Source organism: Mycobacterium sp. 852002-51613_SCH5001154 (genome assembly GCF_001667425.1).
In the GTDB taxonomy this organism is placed as follows: domain Bacteria; phylum Actinomycetota; class Actinomycetes; order Mycobacteriales; family Mycobacteriaceae; genus Mycobacterium.
On record NZ_LZII01000049.1, the window covers coordinates 1 to 22,401 of the forward strand.

A 22,401-nucleotide genomic window follows, 5' to 3' on the forward strand; every position below is an offset into this window, starting at 1 on the left:
CCAGCTTGGCCAGCACCGCCTCCCAGGTGGCGCGGGCCTCGGGGGTGAGCCAGCCGCTCAGCTTGGACATGCCGTCGCTGTCTTGGGTTCCCAAGGTCAGGCCGCGGCGCCGAGCGCGGTCGTGGTCGGTGAACTGTCCGTCGGGATTGAGGTAGCAGGTCAACCGTTCGGCGACCTTGCGCAGCCCTTCCGGGCGTTGCTCGCCGGCCCAGCGGGCGAGGTCGGCGTCGGCGGCCTCGCGGGTGGGGGCATCGACCCAGCATGGCAGTTCGTCGAAGAAGCGGTGGATGACGGCGATGTGGGAGGCGCCGATCTTTCCGGCGCGCTGGGCGGCCGCGGTGGCCGCATACTGCGGCGCCAGCGGCTCACCGGTCAGCGTGTGTCGCGTGCCCAACGCGCGGGCGTCGGTGATCCGGCGCGTGGCTTCCCCGCGGGTGATGCGCAGGCGGTCGGCCAGCACGTGCGGCAACGTGCCGCCGAGTTCGGCCGGAGTGGCTTGGCAATCGATCTGATTGAGCAGCTCGTGGCCGGCCACCGGCAGCCGCCTCATCTCGCGTTCGAGGGATTCGAGGTAGGTGAAGCGCTCCGGGGTGGTCAACGCGTCGTACGAGTGGGCGTTGATGCGCGAGACGACCTCGTGCAGCGCGGCGTAATCCGCCGCAATCTCGTCACGATCACTCGAACTCATGTTCGAATGATACTTCGCCCCACCGACAACACCAGCCGCCCCGAAACCACTGAAACCAAAGTGGCGTAAGTGATTTCGGGGCCCGGTGCGCCATTGCCTGAGGCCGCCCTTGCGCTGCTGCGAAACAATGGGTCCAAGTCGACGAATGCTCCCGGTAAGCCGGAGATGGAGGAGCGTCATGGCCTCGTTGCTCACGGCCTGCGGCGGATTCTTGTTCGCCGTCTTGTGGATGGATCTCATCTTCGATGTGCAGGTCCTCCGATTTCGTTCTGCGCCAACCGATCTGCCAGAGGCCGTACTTGCCTCCATCGCGGCTTACTACCACCGCGCGACCACCACCTCGCGCCCGATGAGCCGGCTGATCGCCGCCGTCATGGTGATCCTGCTGGGCGCGTTGACCTACCAGTCCGCGCGCGGGCATGACCCCTGGTGGCTTCTGGTGCTGTCGGCAGTCCTCGCGGGGAGTCCGACCATGCTGGCGTTGACGCAAACGGTTCCCGATGCGGTGCGGCTGGGGCGCCGAACAGACGGTCCGCCCGAGCAGACCCGGCTGGCGCGGTCCGTCTGCCGGGACCACCTTGTCTGCGCCGGCTGCATGTTCGCGTTCCTGGTGCTGTGGGTCGCGCGCAGCGTGGCACTTTGACCGGCCGACGGGTCGTAGTGACAAAACGCAGGTCAGGACCCGGTGGCCACGTCAGGGCCGTCCGTACTAAACTAGAACACGTTTCAATTCGGCCGCGTCCCAGGAGTAGGCATGCACACCCCTATTTGCGACGAACTCGGTATCGAGTTTCCGATCTTCGCGTTTACCCACTGTCGTGATGTCGTGGTCGCAGTCAGCAAGGCCGGCGGTTTCGGCGTGCTCGGCGCGGTCGGCTTCACCCCCGAGCAGCTCGAGATCGAGCTCAACTGGATCGACGAGAACATCGGCGACCACCCGTACGGCGTCGACATCGTCATCCCGAACAAGTACGAGGGTATGGACTCGCACCTGTCGGCCGAGGAACTGGCCGACACGCTGCGCAAGATGGTGCCCCAGGAACACCTCGACTTCGGCAAGAAGATCCTGGCCGACCACGGCGTGCCGATCGAGGACAGCGACGGCGACAGCCTGCAGTTGCTCGGGTGGACCGAGGCGACCGCCACGCCCCAGGTCGAGGTGGCGCTCAAGCACCCGAAGGTGAAGATGATCGCCAACGCCCTGGGCACTCCCCCGGCCGACATGATCAAGCACATCCACGAGGCGGGACTCAAGGTGGCCGCGCTGTGCGGGTCGCCGTCGCAGGCTCGCAAGCACGCGGACGCGGGCGTCGACATCATCATCGCCCAGGGCGGCGAGGCCGGTGGGCATTGCGGCGAGGTGGGCTCCATCGTGTTGTGGCCGCAGGTGGTAAAGGAGGTCGCCCCGGTGCCGGTGCTGGCGGCCGGTGGCATCGGCAGCGGCCAGCAGATCGCGGCGGCCCTGGCGCTGGGCGCCCAGGGGGCGTGGACGGGCTCGCAGTGGCTGATGGTCGAGGAATCCTCGAACACGCCGGTTCAGCAACAGGCGTACGTCAAGGCGGGCAGCCGGGACACCGTGCGCAGCCGGTCGTTCACCGGCAAGCCGGCCCGCATGTTGCGCAATGACTGGACCGAGGCGTGGGAGGCGCCGGACAACCCGAAGCCGCTGGGAATGCCGCTGCAGTACATGGTTTCCGGCATGGCGGTGCGGGCAACGAACCGGTACCCGAACGAGAGCGTGGACGTCGCGTTCAACCCGGTGGGTCAGGTTGTCGGCCAGTTCACCAAGGTGGAGAAGACGGCGACGGTCATCGAGCGCTGGGTGCAGGAGTACCTGGAAGCGACGAACAGGCTGGACGAGCTGAACGAGGCCGCCTCCGTCTGACGGCGGAGCTAGACCTCGTCGTCGAGCTCGTCGCGGCCGCTGAACATCTCCCTCGTCCGGTCCACCGCGTACGTGCCGATCTCGATCGAGTTCTGGACGATGCCGCTGACACCGCCGGAAATGTCGCCCCGGATGATGTCACTACCGTGTTCGACGATGTCGGAGGCCTTCTCGACCGCGTTGGTCGCGATGTCCCTGGCCGCGTCGACCGCATCTTTCGGGCTGAAGCCCATCTCGAGTCTCCTCTCGTGGCAGGACAGTTGGCTATGACTCTAGACCGGGCGTAGTGCTCAGTAGTTGACCAAGGTGCGCCAGTAGGATTCGGGGATTTCGGCCCCGGACCGCAATATTCGGGCCAGCCCCACGGCCATCGCGATGCCCAGCAGGCCAAGCCAGAGTCCGGCCAGCCCGATGATCGCCCACAGCGCGGCGGTGACGACGGGCCACGGCGAGAGCACCGCGAGGATCGGCGCGAAAAAGAAACCCGTCCCGATATACCACGCCGAGCCCGCGCGATCCGACGCGAGGACGAAACGCAGCCAACGCGGGACGAGGGTCTCGCCCGGCCCGCCGTCGTCCATGGCTCAGCCGCTCACTCGGCCGGAGGGAAGAATCCCGCTCCGGTGAACCATCCCTCTTGCCAACCCCGCTCGCCCAGGCACAACATGGGCAGCCCGCGGTCCGACTGCGCCGCGGCTTGCGGCCCAGGGCACTTCGCGCCCGCCTGCTGCACCCCGTACAGCGGATAGGAGATGACCCAGTAGCCGGTGGTGGCCGCCGGGAACTGGTTCGGCGGAGGGAAGTGGCACGCCTCGGCCTGACCGCTGGGGCCCCGGCCGAAGATGAAGTGCTCATAGTTGTCGCACGGCGCGCCCAACGACGCCTGATAGTTCATCCCCGGCACGTCGCCGTCGTATCCGGCTGCCGCGCACGGCGCCACGCCAATCGCAATGCCCGCTATAGAAGCGGCGCTGAGCACTTCCCGAATCATGTTCCACCCCGCCTGTCGTCGCTGGTGACCTGCACCAAAGCATATCCATCGGGCCGTAGCCCACAAGACCGTATTGGTGGTCTGGATGAGAAACGAGGAACACGTTCCAATTTGCACCCGGCGATCTTGCGTCAACGCTTCCCAACCGTGGTGCGGCAATGGTTTATTTGCACAAAGACGACTAGACCACTTCGTCATCGAGGAGCGGGCCATGCCAACCGTCGAGCCAACCGCCAAGCCGGTCCCCAATCTCCCCCCCGGATTCGACTTCACCGATCCGGACATCCACGCCGAGCGACTGCCGGTGGAGGAGCTGGCCGAACTGCGGCGGACCGCGCCGATCTGGTGGAACGAGCAGCCGCTGGGGGCGGGCGGATTCGACGACGGCGGCTTCTGGGTGGTGTCCAAGCACAAGGACGTCAAAGAGGTATCGCTGCGCAGCGATGTCTTCTCCAGCCTGCAGAAGACCGCGCTGCCACGCTACAAGGACGGCACGGTGGGCGAGCAGGTCGAACGCGGCAAGTTCGTGCTGCTGAACATGGATGCGCCGCAACACACCCGGCTGCGCAAGATCATCTCGCGGGCATTCACCCCCCGATCCATCGAGCGCCTGCGCGGTGACCTCGCCGAGCGGGCGCGGAACATCGTCGCGGAAGCGGCCGCCGAGGGGCGCGGTGACTTCGTCGAGCAGGTCTCCTGCGAGTTGCCGTTGCAGGCCATCGCCGGGTTGATGGGTGTGCCGCAGGAAGACCGCAAGAAGCTTTTCCACTGGTCCAATGAGATGGTCGGCGACCAGGATCCGGAGTTCGCCAGCAACGACGCCATCACCGCTTCCGTCGAGCTCATCATGTACGGCATGCAGATGGCCGCCGACCGGACGAAGAATCCGGGCGAAGACCTCGTCACCAAGTTGGTCCAGGCGGACATCGACGGCCACAAGCTCTCCGACGACGAGTTCGGCTTCTTCGTCATCCTGCTGGCCGTTGCCGGCAACGAAACAACCCGCAACTCCATCACGCAGGGCATGATGGCCTTCACCGACTTTCCCGATCAGTGGGAGCTGTTCAAGAGGGAGCGTCCCGCCACCGCGGCCGACGAGATCGTCCGCTGGGCAACCCCGGTGACGTCCTTCCAGCGCACCGCGCTGGAGGATTACGAATTGTCAGGTGTGCAAATCAAGAAGGGTCAGCGGGTGGTGATGGTCTACCGCTCGGCCAATTTCGACGAGGAAGTCTTTGACGACCCGTTCACGTTCAACATCCTGCGCGACCCCAACCCGCACGTCGGGTTTGGCGGCACCGGCGCGCATTACTGCATCGGGGCGAACCTGGCGCGGATGACGATCGACCTGATGTTCAATGCGATCGCCGACGGCATCCCGGACCTGGAATCGATCGGAAAGCCCGAACGGCTACGGTCGGGCTGGCTCAACGGGATCAAGCACTGGCAGGTCGACTACCACACCAACGGCGCGAAATCCCCTGCTGCGCAGTAGCATCAACCGCATGGCAACCCATCGAGCAGTTCACGTCAAGTCGGCCGGGGCACCATTAGAACTGGTCGATGTCGAAACCAAGCCACCGGGACGTGATGAGGCGCGGATAAACGTCACCGCGTGTGGGATCTGCGGCACGGACGCACACTTTGTCGCCGGCGGCTTCCCCGGCATGACGTGGCCGTTGACTCCCGGGCACGAAATCGCCGGAACGATCGCCGAACTCGGTGCGGGTGTCGAGGGTTTCGCCGTCGGCGATCGCGTCGCGGTCGGGTGGTTCGGCGGGTGCTGCTACCACTGCGATGAATGCCGAAAAGGCCACTTCATCCATTGCGAGAACGGGAAGGTCCCGAGTTACCAATATCCGGGCGGGTATGCGGAATCGGTGACTGTTCCGGGGAGCGCGCTCGCCCGCATACCGGAAGGGCTTTCCGACGCAGAAGCCGCGCCGATGGGTTGCGCCGGCGTTACCACGTACAATGCGTTGCGGCATACGAAGGCAGTGCCCGGCGACCGGGTCGCCATCCTCGGTGTCGGCGGGCTCGGACACCTCGGGGTGCAGTTCGCCCGGGCGATGGGTTTCGAGACCATCGCCATCGCTCGTGGCAGCGGCAAAGAGGGGGACGCCCGGAAGTTGGGCGCCCACCACTACATTGACTCCACCGCCGCCGATCCCGCAGAAGCGCTGAAGGCACTGGGCGGCGCGGCAGTCGTGCTGGCGACCGCGGGCAACTCGTCGGCGATGGCCGCAACCGTCGGCGGGATATCGCCGCAAGGCGAGCTCGTCACCATCGGCGTCACGCCCGAACCGTTGCCGATCAGCCCCATCCAACTGATCACACCCGGGGTCAGCATCGTCGGTCATCCTTCCGGCACGGCGAAAGACGTTGAAGAGACGATGCATTTCGCCGTGCTGTCCGGCGTGCGGGCCTGGATCGAGGAACTACCGCTGTCACAGGCGGCCGACGGATACGCGGCGCTGGAGCAAGGCCGTGCGCACTACCGCACAGTGCTGACGATGTGATTACAGTCGGCCTATGACCGACGAGTGGAGCTTGGACGCAGCCGACGGCGAGCTACTTCTTGCCACCGGCGTTCGCGGGCGAGCGGCGCGAATGGGTCACCGTCTCACCATCGCCATGACCCGCTGGCATGCCACCGTCGGCTGGGCCGGCTCGGAACCCGCCACCGTGGAGCTTGTGGTCGAAGCGGATTCCCTCGAGGTGCTGCGCGGCGAGGGCGGCGTGAAGGGGTTGTCAGGTCCCGAGAAGGTCTTGGTGCGTTCCAACGCCTTGAAGTCGTTGGACGGCGGACGGTTTCCCGAGATCCGCTTTTTCGCACGGGCCATTGACAAGACCGAAGACGGGTACCGGCTCACCGGCCAGCTCGAAGTTCGGGGAAAGTCCCGGGACCACGTAATCGACCTGCGCACAGAGGATCTCGGGGACGCGTGGCGGATGTCCACCGAATCATCGGTCCGCCAGACCGACTACGGCATCAAGCCGTACTCATTGCTGATGGGTTCGGTCCAGGTCGCCGATGAGGTTTCGGTGTCCTTCACCGCGATTCACGCGAAGAACGCCTGAGCGGCTGTCCCGGCGCCGACGTCAGGGCTGCGGCTGGGCGGGCGCCTGCGAGGCCGAGGCACCCGTCGCGTCACCGGTGTCGCCCGGAATGTGTTCGAGCATTCGCGTCAGGTAGGGCTGCCTGCTATTGGGTTCCGGCTGCTGCTCGTCGGGCGTGGCGGCCTCCGTGATCGGTTCGCCGACGGAGACTTTCGCCTGCGGGGTCAGCGGCGCCACGACCGGGGGCGGTGCCACGGCCTCGGCGAGCTGCGGAGTCGGTGCGGGCTCCGTGTGCCGCGGGACGGGCTTGCTGGTCGGCGCCAGCTGGATGCCCACCGCGAGCGATATCGAGGAGACAAAGGTGATAACGCCGGCGGCCAGAGTGGTCACGGCCCCGGCGTATGACAGCTTTCGCGGCGCCGGCGGTGCGGCGGCGGGTTCACCGGGGTGGACCACCAACTGGTCGTCGGTGAACTCGGTGCTTCGGGCGGCGGTCAGCGCAGCGCCCCGCGCAATGTTCACCTGAGCCATCGCTTGCACGAACACCGGCACCGGCAGGGTCTTTTCGAGCTGCCAGGAGAGGCCGTCGATGTCGCTGTGCGCGCCGATGACCACCACCCCGGCCGGCTGCCAGCCATTGCGGTCGAACATGCCGGTCAGCCAGCGAGTCAGGCCGTCGAAACCGCCGCGCACCTGCTTGGTCGCCGTCTGCGTTTCCCCGTCGCGGGTATCGACCATGACGACGGTCGTCGAGTCGCGTTCGAGGAGACAGACCGCGGTCTGCTCGTAGCCGATGACCGGCGCGATGGCCTGCGCCAGTGTCTCGACGGCATCGAGTTGCCGGACCGGCACGACGTTGTCGAAGCCACTGTCTGTCAGCGCTTCCAGCAGCAACGCGGCGTGGGCCGCCGCGTCGTCGTTCCACGTCACCCCGATGACCCGCAGCCGATGGTCGCTGGCGGCCGCCTGCGCTTCCACCCGCGCGATCTCGTCCGCTACTTGGTCCGCGGTACTCACGGCGCGTGCGCCGTGACCGGCGTCCAGCGCCAGCTCCTGATGATCCAGGATGGTGCCGTCCGCGCCGTGTCCTTCAGCGAGCACCCACCCAACGGTGGTCGGCGTCACTGACAGCCCAAGTACCGTATCCAAACTCATGCCCCAATCGGTCCCGGACGCCCGACGCCCTCAGCCACACCCACGCGCACCAGAAAAACCCTGGTCAGGTGGGTCGTGAGGGCCGGAACGGACCGAGATAACGTGGTCTCCATCGGCTTGCTCCGTGAGAGCCTACGCGGTCGACGCGGGTCCGGTTGCCCCGGTTCCGCCTCGCCGCAGAATCCGCCACTCGGGAACCAGTCGATGCGCCCACAGGTCGTGCTGGTGGGAGAAGGGCCGTCGGCGCGGGGAAACCATGCCTTCCGCCCGCCGCGATAAACGTCTTACGGATACCGAATCGACTTTTTCGGCGCTGGTTCGGCGGCGCGGCGCCGCTAGACGTCGTGGCGAGATCGAAAATGGCGGCTTTGCGCATTACGGCGCGGCCAGCCCTAGACCCCGCTGCCAGGCGTTATGCGTGGCCCGGTGGTCAAATCCGGGTGCGGGTCAACCGGTGCGAACGTTGCGGCGCTCTTATCCCCGCGAGCGCAATTGGCGGGGGAATTCCGATACCAAACTGAGACACCCCCGCGTCCCGATCGACATTCGGGCTATTCGCACGGTAAATTCCTGCCTGAGACGACGGTCACACACGACAAGGGGCAGGTATGACAGATGTGAGCGAGATGGTCCGGGCCTGGGGGCGCCGGCTTTTAGTCGGTGCGGCAGCCGCCGTTACCCTCCCGGGGCTGATCGGTCTTGCCGGCGGCGCACCGACCGCGGGAGCGTTCTCGCGCCCGGGCCTGCCGGTTGAATACCTGCAGGTGCCGTCGGCGGGGATGGGCCGCAACATCAAGGTCCAGTTCCAAAGCGGCGGTAACGGCTCCCCCGCGGTGTACTTGCTCGACGGCTTGCGCGCCCAGGACGACTACAACGGCTGGGACATCAACACGCCGGCGTTCGAGTGGTACTACCAGTCGGGCCTGTCGATCGTCATGCCCGTCGGTGGCCAGTCCAGCTTCTACAGCGACTGGTACAGCCCGGCCTGCGGCAAGGCCGGCTGCTCGACCTACAAGTGGGAAACCTTCCTGACCAGTGAGCTGCCGCAGTACCTGGCCTCCAACAAGAGCGTCAAGTCCACGGGCAGCGCCGCGGTCGGCATCTCCATGGCCGGTTCCTCGGCCCTGATCCTGGCCGCCTACCACCCGAACCAGTTCATCTATGCGGGCTCGCTGTCCGCGCTGATGGACCCCTCACAGGGCATGGGGCCATCCCTGATCGGCCTCGCGATGGGCGACGCCGGTGGCTACAAGGCGAGCGACATGTGGGGCCCGTCCAGCGACCCCGCGTGGCAGCGCAACGACCCCTCACTGCAGATCCCCAAGCTGGTGGGCAACAACACTCGGCTCTGGATCTACTGCGGTAACGGCACACCGTCGGAGTTGGGCGGGGCGAACATGCCCGCCGAGTTCCTGGAGAACTTCGTGCGCAGCAGCAACCTGAAGTTCCAGGACCAGTACAACGCGGCCGGTGGCCACAACGCCGTGTTCAACTTCAACGCCAACGGAACACACAGCTGGGAGTACTGGGGAGCCCAGCTCAACGCCATGAAGCCGGACCTGCAGGGCACCCTGGGTGCCACCGCAGGCGGCGGCGGATAGCCTCACCTGCCCCGAGGTCGCTGCTGCGCCCGACGACGACGCCGTCGGGCGCAGTAGTGCGTCATGGCCCTTTGGGTCTCCGCCGATCAACGCGTCGCGGCGAATTGGTCGGTGACATCCGTCCAAGCCGTCGCGTCCCTGTGGTGATCGTTCATGTTGCGGCACTGGCCGTAGACGCGTAGGACGCCGAGGTGCGGTTCGTCGTCGTGGCGGTAAACGATCACTGTGACGCCGTCCTTGGTGAGTGTCTTCGCGAACGCGTGATTGTTGGGTGGTAGGCCCTCGGCCCAGCCATCGCCGGCCAGCGTCGCGGCAAACCGGCCGAAATAGGTGTCGGCCGGTGCGGTGGCGGGCAGCGAGAACGTCAGGTAGATCGAGCCCTGATACGGCGGGTCGTCGCGGTTTTTGCAGGACATCAGCGAGTAGCCCGCCGAGGACGCTTGCAGACCCGTCGCGGTGACGATGTGCTGGGCCGATTGGACGACCTGGGCCTTCGATTGATCGTCGCTCACCGGACTGGCGGGATGTTCGAGGGCGTCGGCGGGCTTCGAGTGCAGCCGGTCCACCATGATGAGCGCCGCACCGAGCAACAGGGGAATCGCAAGCGCGACGGCGATCAGCGCACGAATCTGCCTCGAGCGCAACGATTTCCCGCGCTTCCCGCCAACGCGGCGCGGGCCGCGATTTTCCATGGTCGACGACATCAACACCTCAGGCTAACTCCCAAATGCGCTCGTATCCGGCGCTGCCGCAGAATCATGGTCATGCAGAGCCGGCGCATAACCCTGGTTACCCGCTGCGCCGGCATGGCCGTCGGACTGACGATCCTGGTCGCATCGCCCGCGAGAGCCGACGATGCGAGCCCTCTCACCGAGTTGGTCGACGCCGCCGCGCAGCGGTTACAAATCGCCGAGCCGGTGGCCGCCTTCAAGTGGGTCAGTCACGGGGCCGTCGAAGACCAAGGACGCGTCCGGCAAGAACTGGCGAAAATGGCCGCCCAGGCCTCGGCCAGGCGGATCGACCCCGACTACGTCACCCGGGTATTCGGCGACCAGATCCGCGCCACGGAGGGCATCGAATACAGCCGGTTCGCGGATTGGAAGCTCGATCCCGAAGCCGCCCCGGCCGAGTCGGCCGATCTGTCGGCGTCGCGGTCGGCGATCGACGACCTCAACCAAACGATGCTGAACCAGATCGTGGCCAACTGGGACTTGCTGCATTCGGCGGCCTGCCCCGCGCAACTCGGGCTCGCCGCGAGCGGCGCCATCCGCGCCCGCGGCCTCGACGCCCTCTATCAACGGGCGCTGGCGTTAGCCACTCAGGCATATTGCCAGCAATAATTTAGTTTTTCCTCAACGGTTTCTAACACTTTCTTTTTGCTCCGCGATATTGCCGTTTGCGCAGATAGAAGGCATATCTCGCGGCTTTTTCGAATGGGTAACGCTTTGGCCACAGCGTCCGAAATCCATGACATGAAAATTCTCTGCAAGCCTCTCGTCAAGTCCCTGGCGGTCGGCGGGTTCGTTGCAGCGTCGATAGCTTCGTCCACTGGTATAGCCACCTCCGCACCCACGCCCAACTGGGACGCGATCGCCCAGTGCGAGTCCGGTGGCAACTGGCACGCCAACACCGGAAACGGCGAATACGGTGGACTCCAATTCAAGCCGGGTACCTGGGAGCGGTACGGCGGCGTCGGCAACCCGGCGGCCGCGTCCCGAGAGCAGCAAATCGCCGTCGCCAACCGGGTTTTCGCCGACCAAGGGGTGGAGGCGTGGCCGAAGTGCGGCGCCAATTCGGGCCTGCCGATCGGTTGGTACTCGCACCCCGCGCAGGGCATCAAGGAGATCATCAACGGGCTGATCCAGGCGGCGGCGCCGCGCTGACGATCAATGTCCTCGCGGTCTATGACCGAACGGCAAGCTGTGTTTGGATCAGGCCATGGAAGGTTCGGCGACTGTTCATATGGCGGCGTCTGCGGAAGATCTGGGATCTCATCGCAAACGTTCGCAACATCGGCCGGTTCTCCCCCGAAGTGTTCGAGGCCGAGTGGCTGGGCGACGCTAATGGCCCGGCCCTCGGCGCGAAATTCCGTGGTCACGTTCGGCGCAACGAGATTGGGCCGGTGTATTGGACGACGTGCGAGGTGACCGCGTGCGAGCCTGGCCGCGAATTCGGGTTCGCGGTGCTGCTCGGCGATCGGGCGGTCAACAACTGGCACTACCGGTTGGCGCCCAGCGGTGGCGGCACGGATGTGACCGAGTCTTTCCGGCTCAACCCGGCCCCGTGGCTCGGCCTCTACTGGCTGTTCGGGGGTTTCCTGCGTAAGCGACGCAACGTGCGCGACATGACCAAAACCCTGAACCGCATCAAAGATGTGGTCGAGGCCGGCTGACGCGCCGTGAAATCGATCTTCATCACCGGCGCGGGCAGCGGCATGGGCCGGGAGGGGGCAAAGCTGTTCCACGCCAAGGGGTGGCGGGTCGGCGCCGTGGACCGCAACGGCGACGGCCTGGCGACGCTGCGGGAAGAACTCGGTGGCGACCGGTTTTGGACCCGCCAGGTCGATGTGACGGACAGGGCGGCCCTGGAGGGAGCCCTCGCCGACTTCTGCGCAGGCAACAGTGACGGCGGGCTCGACATGATGTGGAACAACGCCGGCATCGGCGAAAGCGGATGGTTCGAGGACGTGCCCTACGAGGCCGCCATGCGCGTCGTCGACATCAACTACAAAGCTGTGCTGACCGGCGCCTACGCGTCGTTACCGTATCTGAAGAAAACGCCTGGCAGCCTGATGTTTTCGACGTCGTCGTCGTCGGGCACCTACGGCATGCCGCGGCTCGCCGTCTATTCGTCGACCAAGCACGCGGTCAAAGGGTTGACCGAGGCGCTCAGCGTCGAGTGGCACCGGCACGGGGTCCGCGTCGCCGACGTGCTGCCCGGCCTGATCGACACGGCCATCCTGACCACGACGACGAATCACTCCAATGACGGCGGCGCGCCGAGGACGGCCGACGAGCTTCGGGCCACCGCGCCCAAGAAGGGGTTGTTCCGGCTGATGCCGGCGAGCAGTGTGGCGGAAGCCGCGTGGCAGGCTTACCACAACCCGAAGCGGTTGCATTGGTACGTGCCGAAGAGCATTCGCTTGATCGACTTCTTCAAGGGCCTGAGTCCGGAACTCGTGCGACGCAGCATCGTCAAATCCCTACCCGCGCTGATGCCGAAGCGGCAGTGAAGGAGTTGAACCAATGCGAAACCGGTTGATCGCAGTGGTTTTCGTGTTGATCGCCGGTGTCGGCGTCGCGGGGTGCGGACAGGCCCAGACCACGCCCCGCAAAGCGGCCCGCCTGACCATCGACGGCGCCACTCACACCACCCGCCCTCCGGCGTGCAGCCAAAACCAGCAGTACCGCACCATCGACATCAAGGACCGCGACGGCGGCGTCGAGGCAGTGGTGCTGACCAGTGGTTACCGGGTGATGCCCCAGTGGGTGAAGATCCGCAACGTCGACGGATTCACCGGGAGCTTCTGGAACGGCGGCGTGGGCGACGCGCGCGCCGACGTCACTAACGACGCCTACACGATCACCGGTAGCGCCTACGGCATCAACAGCAGCAACCCCGACAAAGTGGTGACGACGGAGTTCAAGATCATCGCGGAGTGCTGACGGTGTCCGGGGTCCGGGCATAGGCTCGGTGACATCAATCGATGGAGGGGCCGGTGAAGGCGCGATTGCACTGGTTGGCGATGCACGGGTTCATCCGGGGCGTCGCGACGCTCGGGGTCCGGCGCGGTGACCTGCACGCCAGGCTGATCGCCGACCCCGGGGTGGCGGCCGATCCGGTGCCGTTCTACGACGAACTCCGAGCGGCGGGGCCGCTGGTCGAGGGTCGCGTGAGTTATCTGACGGCCGAGCATGCGCTCGCCCACGAGCTGCTGCGCTCCGACGACTTCCGCGTGCTGGTGTTCGGGGCGAATCTGCCCGGGCCGCTGCGCTGGCTGGAGCGCCGCAGCCGCGACGATCTGCTGCATCCGCTTCGCGCGCCGTCGCTGCTCGCCGTCGAGCCGCCGGATCACACCCGCTACCGCAAGACGGTGTCCGCGGTCTTCACTCCCCGCGCGGTCGCCGCGTTGCGCGCTCGCGTGGAGCAGACCGCCGCCGACCTGTTGGATCAGCTGGCCGCCCAGTCCGGGGCCTCGCAGGTCGTTGACATTGTGGGCCGGTATTGCTCGCAACTCCCCGTCGCGATCATCAGCGACATCCTCGGCGTGCCGGAGCGTGACCGGCCGCGCGTCCTGGAGTTCGGTGAGCTCGCCGCACCGAGCCTGGACATCGGATTGACCTGGCGGCAATACCGCAGCGTGCAGCGAGGGCTCGCCGGCTTCAGCTCCTGGCTGGGCGAGCATCTCGGTCAGTTGCGGCGCGCCCCGAGCGACAACCTGATGAGCCAGCTGATCCAGGTAGCCGAAAGCGGCTCGGCCGAAACATATCTGGACGAGAACGAGCTGCAAGCGATCGCCGGGCTGGTTTTGGCGGCCGGGTTCGAGACCACGGTCAACTTGCTCGGCAATGGGATCCGTATGCTCCTGGACGCTCCCGACCGCCTGGATACCCTGCGCGAACGACCGGAGCTGTGGCCCAACGCCGTTGAGGAGATACTGCGGTTGGAGTCGCCGGTACAGCTGACCGCGCGGATGGCGCAGGGCGACGTTGAGCTTGCCGGGAAGCGGCTCCAGCGTGGCGACTTGGTGCTCGTCTATCTGGCAGCCGCCAACCGCGACCCGGCCGTCTTCGACGAGCCGCACCGCTTCGACATCGAACGGCCCAACGCGGGAAGGCATCTCGCGTTCTCCGGGGGCCGGCACTTCTGCCTTGGCGCCGCGCTGGCGCGCGCCGAGGGCGAAGTCGGGCTGCGTACGTTCTTCGACCGCTTCCCCGAGGTGCGTGCGGCGGGCGTGGGCAGCAGGCGCGACACGCGGGTGCTGCGGGGGTGGTCGTCGCTGCCGGTCGCGCTGGGGCCGGCACGGTCGATGGCTCGCGTCGACGGCTAGTGCGGCGTGCCGGGAGGGCGCCGGCTGTTGACACCCGTTCGGCAACCGAGTTTATTTGCGCTATGACAGACGTTTCTATGATCTCGGTCGAGGATGTCGTCCTCGGGCTTTGGCAGGCGCTCTCGCGGCGGGACTGGGAGGCGGTCAAGACGTTTTTGTCCGATGATTGCCTCTACGTCGATATGCCGGTTCCGGCGCTTTCGGCGCGCGGACCGGAAGACATCGTGAAGCGGCTCAAGATGGGTCTCGAGCCGCTGGCGGGCTATGAGAACCACGATGGCGTGCTGGTGTCCAGCGGTGCCGACGTGATGTACGAGCACTCCGAGACATGGACGTTCACCACGGGTGAGCGCGGCGTGCTGAGGTTCGTGACGGTCCACAAGGTCGAGGGCGGCAAGGTCACCGTTTGGAAAGACTATTGGGACATGAACAGCCTGGTCAGCTTCGCTCCCCCGAACCACTTCGAGGAGCTTGCAAAAGCCGACTCTAGCTGGGTGTTCGACGCGACAAGCTTGGTCTAGCAGACTCGGGGTTACCTCATTTCTCTGCTGGTGTGAGCGCACAGGCGCTCCCCCCGAACTGACCAAGCGGAATGTTCAGGGCTAGGTAGCCAGACTGAGAAACGCTTCAGCGCATCCAACCACGTTGTCGCCGTGGCAGATTGGGCAACCGCGTTCGAGTATGTCGGTCATGGCGGAGGAGGGCGAGATCTCCTGCGATCCGCTTGCTGGGTGATCGCCGGTCCGTCTGGCAATGAGGCCCTCCGACGCCGCGCGATGACGGTACTCGAGACGGTAACTGCGGCACCGAAAATCGGAGATTCGGGTGCGGTCGTCTGACGACTTTCAGGGCGGGCGCCTCAACCGACGCTGGTTGTACTCGATCACGCGATGCTTGCTAAATGGATAGGAAACCCTATCCCTAGCGGCAACCCAATCTGGCTTCCCGGTCATTCCGGAACAGTGCGTTGTCCATCACCATTTCCTTCATGAGTTCGTCATGAATTCGGCAACGACAATCACATGACCGAAACGAAGTCAACGAGGAGAATGCCATGACCGCCCGTAACATCCACCCGTCGACCGCCGTCGACCAGCAGAACCCTCTCCGGTCGGCGCTCTCCACGAGCTTCCGCGTCGCCTTCATCGTGGCTGTGGCTCTGGGCACCTTGGCTGGGACCGGGCTGGTCCTGTCGCTGTTGAAAGCGCTCGCCACGAGCAGGTACGGCGTCTACTTCGGGGTCTAGCCCGAAGTGAGCTCGGCATCTGAGGAGATCCCATGTTGAAGTCGGAACTCGCGGTTGTGCTCGCCCTGTGCGCCGCGCTGGCATCCGCGATCGGCGCGGTGAGCCGTCAACGGTCCGCGCATGAAGTCACCGACGAACCAGTCGGCCACTGGGAGTTGTTCCGCATGTCGTTGCACGACTCCCGGTGGTGGCTTGGCGGCGGGGGGGCCGTTGCCAACTACAGCCTGCAAGCCGCCGCGCTGGGGGTCGGGTCGGTGATGTTGGTGACGTCGCTGCAGGTGACGGCGCTGCTATTCGCCCTGCCGCTCAATGCGCGGCTGACCCATCAGCGGGTGACCCGCCGGCAGTGGATGTGGGCGACGGTGCTCGCCGTCGCTTTGGCGGTGGTCGTCACGATTGGCGACCCGAAGGCCGGGCAGTCGCAGGGGTCGCTGACAACCTGGACTGTGGTGGCCCTGGTGTTGGGTCCGCTACTGGTGTTCTGTGTCCTGGGTGCGCGCATTTGGCCCGGCCCGCGTGCGGCTGTACTGCTGGCGGTGGTGGCCGGTTCGTCGCTGGCCCTGTTCGCGGTGCTAACCAAAGCCGTCGTCGCGGCGGCCGGACATGGTTTCGGGGCGCTGCTGTGCGCGCCGGAGTTCTACGTCTGGATACTGGCGGCGTTGGCAGGGATGATCTTTCAGCAGTCATCGTTTCGCGCTGGTGCGCTGACCGCCTCAATGCCGTCGGTGACCGTGGCCAAACCAGCGGTGGCATCGGTTCTGGGCATCGTGGTGCTCGGCGAGACCCTCAACGCCGATGGCGTGGGGATGATCGTGCTGGCGTCGGCGGCGATTGTGGTGATTGTCGCGATAGTGGCTCTAGCCCGCGGCGAGGCCCAAACGGCGGCACTCAGTAGCGAGCAAAACGCGGAAACCTCTGATCAGGCTGCGGTGCCCGAGACACTAACCCGGCCGCGCGTGACGTTTGGGTCCGCGGTGCCATCGACACCTATTCTTGGCGAGCGCAGCTGTCGTGCCGCATGAGCGTTCCTACGCGCTCACGGTTCGGGAACAAGTCTGCGGCCCGAACCACAGTGGGCGACCCGAGCGGACTCAGGCGTCGGGAAACATTCTGGGCTGCAACGGATTCGGCGACATCGGCGCTTACGTCGCTTGGATGGTCACCCCTCGTATGTCGACCATCACAGCGCCTTGCGCAGCGCCGACGTCGCCAACCGCTATAAGTACTGTTGGGCGCCGCCGTGGCCGTGGCAGGCACCGCCGGCGATGACCGCGGCGACGGGAGTCGCTCGGAGCAACATGCTGCCAAACCCCTTTCGTGTTCGAAGTTTGGTGACGTTGCCCGATTCGTCGATCGGAGCGTAAGCCGCGCTGCGGTTGATCACACCGGAAATTGGAAAAATTGGCTACGACTCGGCCAACGTCCGGAGGCGTTTCAGGGTTCCGGCGAGCGTGCGTCCCACCTGGCGCACGGCGATTCGGTCCGCGATGTATCCGAGCAGCCCGCCCGGTGCCTGATACGACAGTCTGAACGTCACCTTCGTGCGGCCGTCGCGCGCGTCACGCAGTCGGATCCGCCCGCGCAGGGTGATGCCGGTGAGGCCCACGAAGGCCAGGTCGCGGTCGTCGTCGAACTCGACGACTTCGATGAGCCCCCCGACCGGGACGGAGCCGATCTTCCAGTGGACGGTGTAGCGCGCGCCTACGCCGGTCGGTTTGTCGTTGGAGGACTCCCAGCGCTCCAGGTTGGTCATGAACGACGGGTAGCAGTCCGGGTCGCTGACGATCTTCCAGACCGCGGAACGGTCGGCGTTGATGACGCAACAGCGTTCGACGCGCATCAGCCGATCACCGGGAATCGCCGCTCGGCGGCCAGCCGGTCGACGCCGCCCTGCAGGCTGGCCATCACCTTGTCGTGCACCGCCTGGTCGTCACCATCGACCTCGATCGGGTGTTGGACCTCGATCACGATCTTGGTGGGCAACGGGAGATGCCCCGCCAGGTCGCTGACGTTGAGACCCCAGGGCAGCGCCAGCGATATCGGGATGCTTTTGAGCCGGAGCAACTTGTCGGCCATCAGCAGCTTGGCCAACCACTGCCCGCGGTTGAGGAACAACGCGCTTTCCTGCCCACCGACGCTGGCGACGGGCACGATCGGCACTCCGGCCTCGCGGGCCAGCTTGACGTAACCCATGCGCCCGCCGAAGTCGACTTTGTGGCGCTCCCACGAGGGCCGAAACACCTCGTAGTCGCCCCCGGGGTAGACCAGCAGCGCGGCCCCGGAATCCAATGCGAGACGGGCGTTTTCGGGGTTGGCGGCAACGGTGCCGAATTTGCGCAGCCAGCCCAGCGGCGGTGCGGACACCACGAGGTTGTGGGCCAACTGGTAGAAGGGCCGCTCGACGCCGAAATAGGAGCAGAACGCCAGCGTGAAGACGAAGGTGTCGGGTGGCACGTTGCCACCGCTGTGATTGCCGACCAGCAGTACCGGCCCCTCGGCGGGAATGCGATCCATGCCCCGCACGTCCGCCCGGAAATAGAGCGACGCGAGCAGCCAGGTGCCCGGGAGCTGGTCGCGAATGTAGTCGGGGTCGCGCTGGTCGAGATCCGCCTTGGGCACCCACGACACGACCTTGTCGCGGGCCCACTCCAAGACGCCCTTCGCGGTCGACATAACGGGCCGTATACCCCGGCTTCACCGGGGGTCAAACGCGGTAGAGAACTGCGGCGTTGTCGTGAGCGATCAGGTCGACCACCCGGATGGCGTCGCTCTCGCTCCAGTCGTCATTGACCACGAATTCCCGCAATGCGCGATGAATGCCGCTGCGCCACAAAGCCGCGCCGAGGAAGTGGAGTTCCGCGGGGCCGAACCCGTCCGAGGAGTAGAGGATCTTGCGGAAGGGGGCCAGCTCCAGCAGCCGGGCGATGAACGCACCGGACCGCGCGCCCAGCTGATTCACACTCAACCCACCGTCGAGGTAGACGTTGTTGAAGGCCTGTGCCAGGTATCCCGCCTCGCGCTCGTAGGGGTAGCAGTGCAACAAGACGATTGGGGTGTCCCCGGACTGCCGCAGGAAGTCGAGCAACAGCATCGGGTTGGTCTTGTGCAGATCGCAGTCGCGGTCGCCGAGGCCGACATGGAATTGTAGGGGTTTGCCCAGCCTCAGCGCCTGATGCAACCCGAAACGCAGCAGCACCCGATCCTGTAATCGGGTGCCGCCGCGGTCGCGCCATCGGGCGGCCGCGTCGGCGACCTGCGACGGCGACGGCTCGCTCAGGTCGCCGCCGAACCCGCCCCGGTAGGCCAGGATCGACTTGGTGCCGACCGCCGTCGCCGCGCGCCGCCGCAAAATGTCCTCGAAGGCCGCCGCGTAGTCGCCCGGCGCCTGCGCGGCCTGCTCGGCGATCTGCTCGAGGCGAATCACCTCGTAAGCGCGGCCGCCGGACAGTTCGGCCATGCCGGCCGGACCGGCGGTGCCGGCGTCGATCCCGGTGTCCACCAGCCAGTCGCTCACTCCCGCGGCCGGCAGGAACATGCGGGCCAGCTCGGGCTCGCTGAACTGGCTGCGGCGCTCCCAATAAGATTGCGGGTCAACGTGTCTGGCCAGCCCGAGGATGGGACCGCAGTGCGCGCGCACGGCGAAGCCGAGTTGCGAGTCGAACCCCGGCCCCACGATGGGTTCGGTGTTGGCCTCGTTGAGCCCGTTCTCGAACCGTTGCCGATCCCCCGCCGTCAGCCAGCAACCGTGGACGTGTTGATCGATCAGCCGCACTTCACCGATGTGCAGCTCCAGGGCGTCGGACGTCATCGCGTGCCCCGTCACAGGCTCCAGGCCATCCGGAATTTGTCCGCTAGTTGCTCGGTGTCGAGGTCGCCGTATCGCTCGTGTTCCAGGCGGCGCACGGCGACCACCATGTCGACCGCCGGATCGCCGAGAATGCCGCGCAGCAGCTCCGAATTATCCAGCGCCGCAATCACTTCGGGCTGTCCTCTGGCGAGGCTGACGACATCGTCGCGCTCGCGGTCGGAATCGGACAGGGTCGCCGGGTCGATCGTGATCTCCGGCGGCAAGCTCGCCTGACGCTTGATTCCATCGAGCGCCAGCCCAAGGATCGCCGCGGAGGCCAGGTACGGGTTGGCGGAGGGATCGACGATCTTGACTTCGACGTTCCCGCCACGCGGATTCCCGGGCCCGCCCGTGATGAACCGCACCGCCGCCTCGCGGTTCTCGGTTCCCCAGCACGCGTACGCGCCGGCCCAGTTGCCCGGGCGCATCCGCAAGCCGGACACGATCGACCCGCACAACACGCCCTGCGCAGCCGGCAGTCCGCCGACCAGCCCTGCCACCGCGCTCTCCCCCGCCGCCGTCATGCCGTGGGCGCTGGCGCCGTCGGAGAACAGCGGGCCATCCGTTGTAGTCAGCGAGAAATGTTGGTGGGCACCGGATCCCACGCCGCCCGCGAAGGGCGCAGGCGACAGGCTGATGCGAACCCCGTGGCGGCGGGCCACCCGCCCGATGACGAGCCGCAACAGCACCAGGTGGTCGGCGGCGGCCACCGGGGATTGTGGCGCCAGGGAGAGTTCGAACTGGTTGGCGCCGTACTCGGGATGAAACTGCTCGATCGCGATGCCCGCCGCCGCCGCCGACCGGGTGACGTCCCGGACGAACGCTTCGTGCTCGAGGATGCCGGCGAGGCCATACTGCGCCCACAACGTCGACGGGAGGCGGCCGCCGTCCGGGGCGACCAAGAGGAATTCCACCTCGTGTCCGATCATCGCCTCGATCCCGGCTTCGGTGAGCGCGGCTTCGACCCGGCCGAGCGTGCCGCGGGCGCAGGCTGGAACGGGTGTGCCGTCTTGGGAGAAAAACGCGGCGGGCGCCCACGCGAGCCCGTCGCCGGCGATGCGCAGGGCCGACACGTCGATGCGCAGGCGCTGGTCCCCGATGACGCCGACGTCGGGGGTGAAGGCGATGCCGCTCTGGTCGATCGCGAAGGCGTGCCACGAGGGGCTCGCGCCGAGACCGGGATCCGCGAACGCGTTGGTCCGCCGGATCGGAACGGTCTTGGCAAGGGTGAGCCCGGCGGAATTCACGACGGTGCCGATGACGGTGTCGACGCCCTCGGCCTCCAGCTGGGCGATCCCCGCGGCCGCAAGCGGTGTGCCGGTCATGGCAGTCATTGTGCAGGCTCGAGCCGCCCTGGCTGACGAATTCAGTTCTGGCGGGCGATCAGCTCGGCGACGAACCGATCGAGGAAGCCCTCGATGGGAGCGCCGCCCGCCGGCCGGATGACGAATTTCGTCAGGCCCGCATCGATGTAGGCGTCGAGTTGGCGGTGCAGGTGATCCCATCCGGTGGCGATCAGCTCGGCGGGGTCAACGTCGGGGCGACGCTTGCGGGCTGCAGCCGCCAGCTCCGGGGGCAAGTCGCCTTCTGTCACGGCCAATGAGATCCCGAAATGGTCGGGGTCTATCTGCCGGCCCGCTTGCGCCGCGGCTCGTTCGATCGCCTCACGGCCGGCCCGCGCCTCCTCGGGGGTCAGGAAACTGCCCAGCCAGCCGTCGCCGAGCGCGCCGATCCGCCGAAAGGCCCCGGGCGCCGAACCGGCCAACCAGATGTCCAGCGGCGGGTTGGGCCGCGGCATCACGGAAGCCCCGTTGACCGTGAAATATCGGCCCGTGTAGCTGGCCGAATCGTCGGCCAGCGCCGAGCGCAGCACCCGCAGCGACTCATCGAACACCGCGGCCCGCTCTCCGTCGGGGACCACGAACACCTCGCGTTCGGCCGGAATCGCGGACCGCAGCCCGAAGACGGGAAGGACCCGCTTCGGCGCGACCGCCGCCAACGAAGCCAGTTGTTTGGCGACCAGTACCGGATGCCGCCCGGGAAGCACGGCCACCGAGGTGCCGACCTTCAACCGCGTCGTCCTGGCGAGGGCGTAGGCCATGCCGACCACCGGATCGACCGCCGGGGAGTAGACCAGCTCAGAGAACCACAGCGAATCCACTCCAGTGGCCTCCAGCCGATCCACGATGGTGGCCAACCGATCCGGAGCGGTGTCCGCGCCCAACCCGACGCCGAAGCGAATCTTCATCCATGGCGCAACACCGTGGTGCCGCCTTTTGTGCCCGCGAAACATAAACCGCTGAGACGTTTTCCGGCGTGTCGTCGCTGACGTTCATGTGTCGCGCGGAAATGCCCGCGGCGAGAAGGGCTATGCGCGGCTGGGAATGGTCAGCTTGCAGGCTTGGCCGATGTCGAGGGTCCGCAACACTCGACCCATGCCGACCCATAGCGCGCACGACAGGGCCAAGTCGGCCAGCAGCTCGTCGGAGAAGTGCTCGGAGCAACGGCTCCAGAAGTCCTCGTCGTCGCGCAGGGCGGTGTGATCGCTGGCGAATCGGTCCGCGAACTCGGCGGCCAGCCGCTCCTGCTCGCTGTAGCCGGGCCAGGTGCGCCACTCCTGGGCGTGGTCGTACAGCTCTTCGTCGACTCCGGCGGCGGGCCCGTCCTCGTCGCGGGTGTTGACGCAGACGACGCACTCGTTGCGGTGTGCGATCACGGCGCGGGCCAGTTCGCGCGTGCGCAGCGGCAACCGGTTCTTGGTGTAAACCGCGTTGCTGAAACCGCCAAGCGCGCCGCCGATGTCAGGTGACTTCACAAACCAGCCGGCCAGGTCGTCGTCGGCAAATGTTCCGATTCGGCTCATGGCGTGATGGTACGC

General features: G+C 66.4%; 26 protein-coding genes and 1 pseudogene. 15 read left to right on the forward strand and 12 right to left on the reverse strand.

Going from position 1 to position 22,401, the window contains the following annotated elements:
- Positions 1 to 688: DUF222 domain-containing protein (locus A5750_RS12465; protein ID WP_156664323.1), on the reverse strand; the 688-nt coding region annotated here is incomplete at its 3' end.
- Between the two features lie 178 nt (positions 689 to 866).
- Between A5750_RS12465 and A5750_RS12470 the strand changes: the two genes are divergently transcribed.
- The gene (locus tag A5750_RS12470; RefSeq protein WP_067263166.1) at positions 867 to 1,331 is read left to right on the forward strand and encodes a hypothetical protein; all 465 of its coding nucleotides are present in this window, start codon (positions 867 to 869) and stop codon (positions 1,329 to 1,331) included.
- Between the two features lie 111 nt (positions 1,332 to 1,442).
- A complete protein-coding gene (locus A5750_RS12475) occupies positions 1,443 to 2,573 on the forward strand; it encodes a nitronate monooxygenase (RefSeq protein ID WP_066954345.1) in 1,131 nt (376 codons plus the stop codon).
- A gap of 8 nt (positions 2,574 to 2,581) precedes the next feature.
- Here the strand turns inward: A5750_RS12475 and A5750_RS12480 are convergent, their stop codons facing one another.
- From A5750_RS12480 to A5750_RS12490, 3 genes are read right to left on the reverse strand one after another with little or no spacing between them, the layout of a single operon-like run.
- Positions 2,582 to 2,806, reverse strand: a complete 225-nt coding sequence (locus A5750_RS12480; protein ID WP_066954342.1) for a hypothetical protein — start codon at positions 2,804 to 2,806, stop codon at positions 2,582 to 2,584.
- A gap of 57 nt (positions 2,807 to 2,863) precedes the next feature.
- On the reverse strand, positions 2,864 to 3,154 hold the full coding sequence (locus A5750_RS12485) for a hypothetical protein (RefSeq protein WP_066954339.1): 291 nt from the start codon (positions 3,152 to 3,154) through the stop codon (positions 2,864 to 2,866).
- An 11-nt stretch (positions 3,155 to 3,165) separates the two neighbouring features.
- Positions 3,166 to 3,564 (reverse strand): hypothetical protein, encoded by a 399-nt coding sequence (locus A5750_RS12490; RefSeq protein ID WP_066954336.1) that lies wholly within the window; start codon positions 3,562 to 3,564, stop codon positions 3,166 to 3,168.
- A gap of 211 nt (positions 3,565 to 3,775) precedes the next feature.
- On the opposite strand from A5750_RS12490, the gene A5750_RS12495 reads away from it, so the two are divergent.
- The 3 genes from A5750_RS12495 to A5750_RS12505 are packed head-to-tail and all read left to right on the forward strand — an operon-like array spanning position 3,776 to position 6,645.
- Positions 3,776 to 5,059, forward strand: a complete 1,284-nt coding sequence (locus A5750_RS12495; protein WP_066954333.1) for a cytochrome P450 — start codon at positions 3,776 to 3,778, stop codon at positions 5,057 to 5,059.
- A gap of 10 nt (positions 5,060 to 5,069) precedes the next feature.
- Positions 5,070 to 6,083 (forward strand): alcohol dehydrogenase catalytic domain-containing protein, encoded by a 1,014-nt coding sequence (locus A5750_RS12500; protein WP_067263169.1) that lies wholly within the window; start codon positions 5,070 to 5,072, stop codon positions 6,081 to 6,083.
- Between the two features lie 13 nt (positions 6,084 to 6,096).
- Entirely contained in the window at positions 6,097 to 6,645 is a 549-nt protein-coding gene (locus tag A5750_RS12505) for a YceI family protein (RefSeq protein ID WP_067263172.1), read from the forward strand.
- 21 nt (positions 6,646 to 6,666) lie between these two features.
- On the opposite strand, the gene A5750_RS12510 is transcribed toward A5750_RS12505, so the two are convergent.
- Positions 6,667 to 7,773 (reverse strand): hypothetical protein, encoded by a 1,107-nt coding sequence (locus tag A5750_RS12510; RefSeq protein WP_067263325.1) that lies wholly within the window; start codon positions 7,771 to 7,773, stop codon positions 6,667 to 6,669.
- Positions 7,774 to 8,387: 614 nt separating this feature from the next.
- Here A5750_RS12510 and ag85B point away from each other — a divergent pair.
- Positions 8,388 to 9,380: a diacylglycerol acyltransferase/mycolyltransferase Ag85B gene (gene ag85B / locus A5750_RS12515; protein ID WP_067263173.1), complete on the forward strand. Its 993-nt coding sequence runs from the start codon at positions 8,388 to 8,390 to the stop codon at positions 9,378 to 9,380.
- Between the two features lie 86 nt (positions 9,381 to 9,466).
- On the opposite strand, the gene A5750_RS12520 is transcribed toward ag85B, so the two are convergent.
- Complete coding sequence (locus A5750_RS12520; RefSeq protein ID WP_197505420.1) at positions 9,467 to 10,084, reverse strand: hypothetical protein; 618 nt, start codon at positions 10,082 to 10,084, stop codon at positions 9,467 to 9,469.
- Between the two features lie 54 nt (positions 10,085 to 10,138).
- Here A5750_RS12520 and A5750_RS12525 point away from each other — a divergent pair, with 54 nt between their 5' ends.
- From A5750_RS12525 to A5750_RS12565, 9 genes and pseudogenes are all read left to right on the forward strand, one after another.
- Positions 10,139 to 10,720, forward strand: coding sequence for a chorismate mutase (locus A5750_RS12525; protein ID WP_082959098.1), 582 nt, complete (start codon positions 10,139 to 10,141; stop codon positions 10,718 to 10,720).
- Positions 10,721 to 10,813: 93 nt separating this feature from the next.
- A complete protein-coding gene (gene rpfC, locus A5750_RS12530; RefSeq protein ID WP_231989186.1) occupies positions 10,814 to 11,263 on the forward strand; it encodes a resuscitation-promoting factor RpfC in 450 nt (149 codons plus the stop codon).
- A 37-nt stretch (positions 11,264 to 11,300) separates the two neighbouring features.
- Positions 11,301 to 11,772 (forward strand): annotated as a pseudogene (locus A5750_RS12535) (SRPBCC family protein).
- A 6-nt stretch (positions 11,773 to 11,778) separates the two neighbouring features.
- Positions 11,779 to 12,612 carry an SDR family oxidoreductase gene (locus A5750_RS12540; RefSeq protein WP_067263178.1) on the forward strand — a complete coding sequence of 278 codons (834 nt, stop codon included), beginning with the start codon at positions 11,779 to 11,781 and terminating at the stop codon, positions 12,610 to 12,612.
- Positions 12,613 to 12,625: 13 nt separating this feature from the next.
- On the forward strand, positions 12,626 to 13,045 hold the full coding sequence (locus tag A5750_RS12545) for a lipoprotein LpqH (RefSeq protein ID WP_066954315.1): 420 nt from the start codon (positions 12,626 to 12,628) through the stop codon (positions 13,043 to 13,045).
- Positions 13,046 to 13,098: 53 nt separating this feature from the next.
- Positions 13,099 to 14,430, forward strand: coding sequence for a cytochrome P450 (locus tag A5750_RS12550; RefSeq protein ID WP_067263339.1), 1,332 nt, complete (start codon positions 13,099 to 13,101; stop codon positions 14,428 to 14,430).
- A 77-nt stretch (positions 14,431 to 14,507) separates the two neighbouring features.
- Entirely contained in the window at positions 14,508 to 14,951 is a 444-nt protein-coding gene (locus A5750_RS12555) for a limonene-1,2-epoxide hydrolase family protein (protein WP_067263181.1), read from the forward strand.
- Positions 14,952 to 15,484: 533 nt separating this feature from the next.
- Complete coding sequence (locus A5750_RS12560; RefSeq protein ID WP_066954309.1) at positions 15,485 to 15,676, forward strand: hypothetical protein; 192 nt, start codon at positions 15,485 to 15,487, stop codon at positions 15,674 to 15,676.
- Positions 15,677 to 15,708: 32 nt separating this feature from the next.
- Positions 15,709 to 16,698 (forward strand): DMT family transporter, encoded by a 990-nt coding sequence (locus tag A5750_RS12565; protein WP_067263184.1) that lies wholly within the window; start codon positions 15,709 to 15,711, stop codon positions 16,696 to 16,698.
- 383 nt (positions 16,699 to 17,081) lie between these two features.
- On the opposite strand, the gene A5750_RS12570 is transcribed toward A5750_RS12565, so the two are convergent.
- The 6 genes from A5750_RS12570 to A5750_RS12595 all read right to left on the reverse strand — a co-directional run bounded on the left by A5750_RS12570 (position 17,082) and on the right by A5750_RS12595 (position 22,386).
- A complete protein-coding gene (locus A5750_RS12570) occupies positions 17,082 to 17,516 on the reverse strand; it encodes an SRPBCC family protein (RefSeq protein WP_066954303.1) in 435 nt (144 codons plus the stop codon).
- The gene (locus tag A5750_RS12575) at positions 17,516 to 18,349 is read right to left on the reverse strand and encodes a lysophospholipid acyltransferase family protein (protein WP_067263188.1); all 834 of its coding nucleotides are present in this window, start codon (positions 18,347 to 18,349) and stop codon (positions 17,516 to 17,518) included. The genes A5750_RS12570 and A5750_RS12575 overlap by 1 nt, the downstream gene beginning before the upstream one ends.
- A gap of 31 nt (positions 18,350 to 18,380) precedes the next feature.
- Positions 18,381 to 19,484: an amidohydrolase family protein gene (locus A5750_RS12580; protein ID WP_067263191.1), complete on the reverse strand. Its 1,104-nt coding sequence runs from the start codon at positions 19,482 to 19,484 to the stop codon at positions 18,381 to 18,383.
- An 11-nt stretch (positions 19,485 to 19,495) separates the two neighbouring features.
- Positions 19,496 to 20,848: a glutamine synthetase family protein gene (locus tag A5750_RS12585; RefSeq protein ID WP_066954294.1), complete on the reverse strand. Its 1,353-nt coding sequence runs from the start codon at positions 20,846 to 20,848 to the stop codon at positions 19,496 to 19,498.
- Positions 20,849 to 20,889: 41 nt separating this feature from the next.
- Positions 20,890 to 21,771: a TIGR03854 family LLM class F420-dependent oxidoreductase gene (locus tag A5750_RS12590; RefSeq protein ID WP_067263194.1), complete on the reverse strand. Its 882-nt coding sequence runs from the start codon at positions 21,769 to 21,771 to the stop codon at positions 20,890 to 20,892.
- Positions 21,772 to 21,891: 120 nt separating this feature from the next.
- Positions 21,892 to 22,386, reverse strand: a complete 495-nt coding sequence (locus tag A5750_RS12595) for a carboxymuconolactone decarboxylase family protein (protein ID WP_066954288.1) — start codon at positions 22,384 to 22,386, stop codon at positions 21,892 to 21,894.
- Between the last annotated feature and the right edge of the window lie 15 nt (positions 22,387 to 22,401).

What these genes read in the sequence shown, in the direction of transcription:
- A5750_RS12520 (WP_197505420.1), bottom strand. Translation starts at nt 10,084, where the DNA reads ATGTCGTCGACCATGGAAAATCGCGGCCCGCGCCGCGTTGGCGGGAAG.
- A5750_RS12565 (WP_067263184.1), top strand. Translation starts at nt 15,709, where the DNA reads ATGTTGAAGTCGGAACTCGCGGTTGTGCTCGCCCTGTGCGCCGCGCTG.
- A5750_RS12480 (WP_066954342.1), bottom strand. Translation starts at nt 2,806, where the DNA reads ATGGGCTTCAGCCCGAAAGATGCGGTCGACGCGGCCAGGGACATCGCG.
- A5750_RS12575 (WP_067263188.1), bottom strand. Translation starts at nt 18,349, where the DNA reads ATGTCGACCGCGAAGGGCGTCTTGGAGTGGGCCCGCGACAAGGTCGTG.
- A5750_RS12475 (WP_066954345.1), top strand. Translation starts at nt 1,443, where the DNA reads ATGCACACCCCTATTTGCGACGAACTCGGTATCGAGTTTCCGATCTTC.
- rpfC (WP_231989186.1), top strand. Translation starts at nt 10,814, where the DNA reads ATGGGTAACGCTTTGGCCACAGCGTCCGAAATCCATGACATGAAAATT.
- A5750_RS12585 (WP_066954294.1), bottom strand. Translation starts at nt 20,848, where the DNA reads ATGACCGGCACACCGCTTGCGGCCGCGGGGATCGCCCAGCTGGAGGCC.
- A5750_RS12560 (WP_066954309.1), top strand. Translation starts at nt 15,485, where the DNA reads ATGACCGCCCGTAACATCCACCCGTCGACCGCCGTCGACCAGCAGAAC.
- A5750_RS12595 (WP_066954288.1), bottom strand. Translation starts at nt 22,386, where the DNA reads ATGAGCCGAATCGGAACATTTGCCGACGACGACCTGGCCGGCTGGTTT.
- A5750_RS12580 (WP_067263191.1), bottom strand. Translation starts at nt 19,484, where the DNA reads ATGACGTCCGACGCCCTGGAGCTGCACATCGGTGAAGTGCGGCTGATC.
- A5750_RS12545 (WP_066954315.1), top strand. Translation starts at nt 12,626, where the DNA reads ATGCGAAACCGGTTGATCGCAGTGGTTTTCGTGTTGATCGCCGGTGTC.
- A5750_RS12590 (WP_067263194.1), bottom strand. Translation starts at nt 21,771, where the DNA reads ATGAAGATTCGCTTCGGCGTCGGGTTGGGCGCGGACACCGCTCCGGAT.
- A5750_RS12525 (WP_082959098.1), top strand. Translation starts at nt 10,139, where the DNA reads ATGGTCATGCAGAGCCGGCGCATAACCCTGGTTACCCGCTGCGCCGGC.
- A5750_RS12485 (WP_066954339.1), bottom strand. Translation starts at nt 3,154, where the DNA reads ATGGACGACGGCGGGCCGGGCGAGACCCTCGTCCCGCGTTGGCTGCGT.
- A5750_RS12470 (WP_067263166.1), top strand. Translation starts at nt 867, where the DNA reads ATGGCCTCGTTGCTCACGGCCTGCGGCGGATTCTTGTTCGCCGTCTTG.
- ag85B (WP_067263173.1), top strand. Translation starts at nt 8,388, where the DNA reads ATGACAGATGTGAGCGAGATGGTCCGGGCCTGGGGGCGCCGGCTTTTA.
- A5750_RS12495 (WP_066954333.1), top strand. Translation starts at nt 3,776, where the DNA reads ATGCCAACCGTCGAGCCAACCGCCAAGCCGGTCCCCAATCTCCCCCCC.
- A5750_RS12555 (WP_067263181.1), top strand. Translation starts at nt 14,508, where the DNA reads ATGATCTCGGTCGAGGATGTCGTCCTCGGGCTTTGGCAGGCGCTCTCG.
- A5750_RS12490 (WP_066954336.1), bottom strand. Translation starts at nt 3,564, where the DNA reads ATGATTCGGGAAGTGCTCAGCGCCGCTTCTATAGCGGGCATTGCGATT.
- A5750_RS12505 (WP_067263172.1), top strand. Translation starts at nt 6,097, where the DNA reads ATGACCGACGAGTGGAGCTTGGACGCAGCCGACGGCGAGCTACTTCTT.
- A5750_RS12500 (WP_067263169.1), top strand. Translation starts at nt 5,070, where the DNA reads ATGGCAACCCATCGAGCAGTTCACGTCAAGTCGGCCGGGGCACCATTA.
- A5750_RS12570 (WP_066954303.1), bottom strand. Translation starts at nt 17,516, where the DNA reads ATGCGCGTCGAACGCTGTTGCGTCATCAACGCCGACCGTTCCGCGGTC.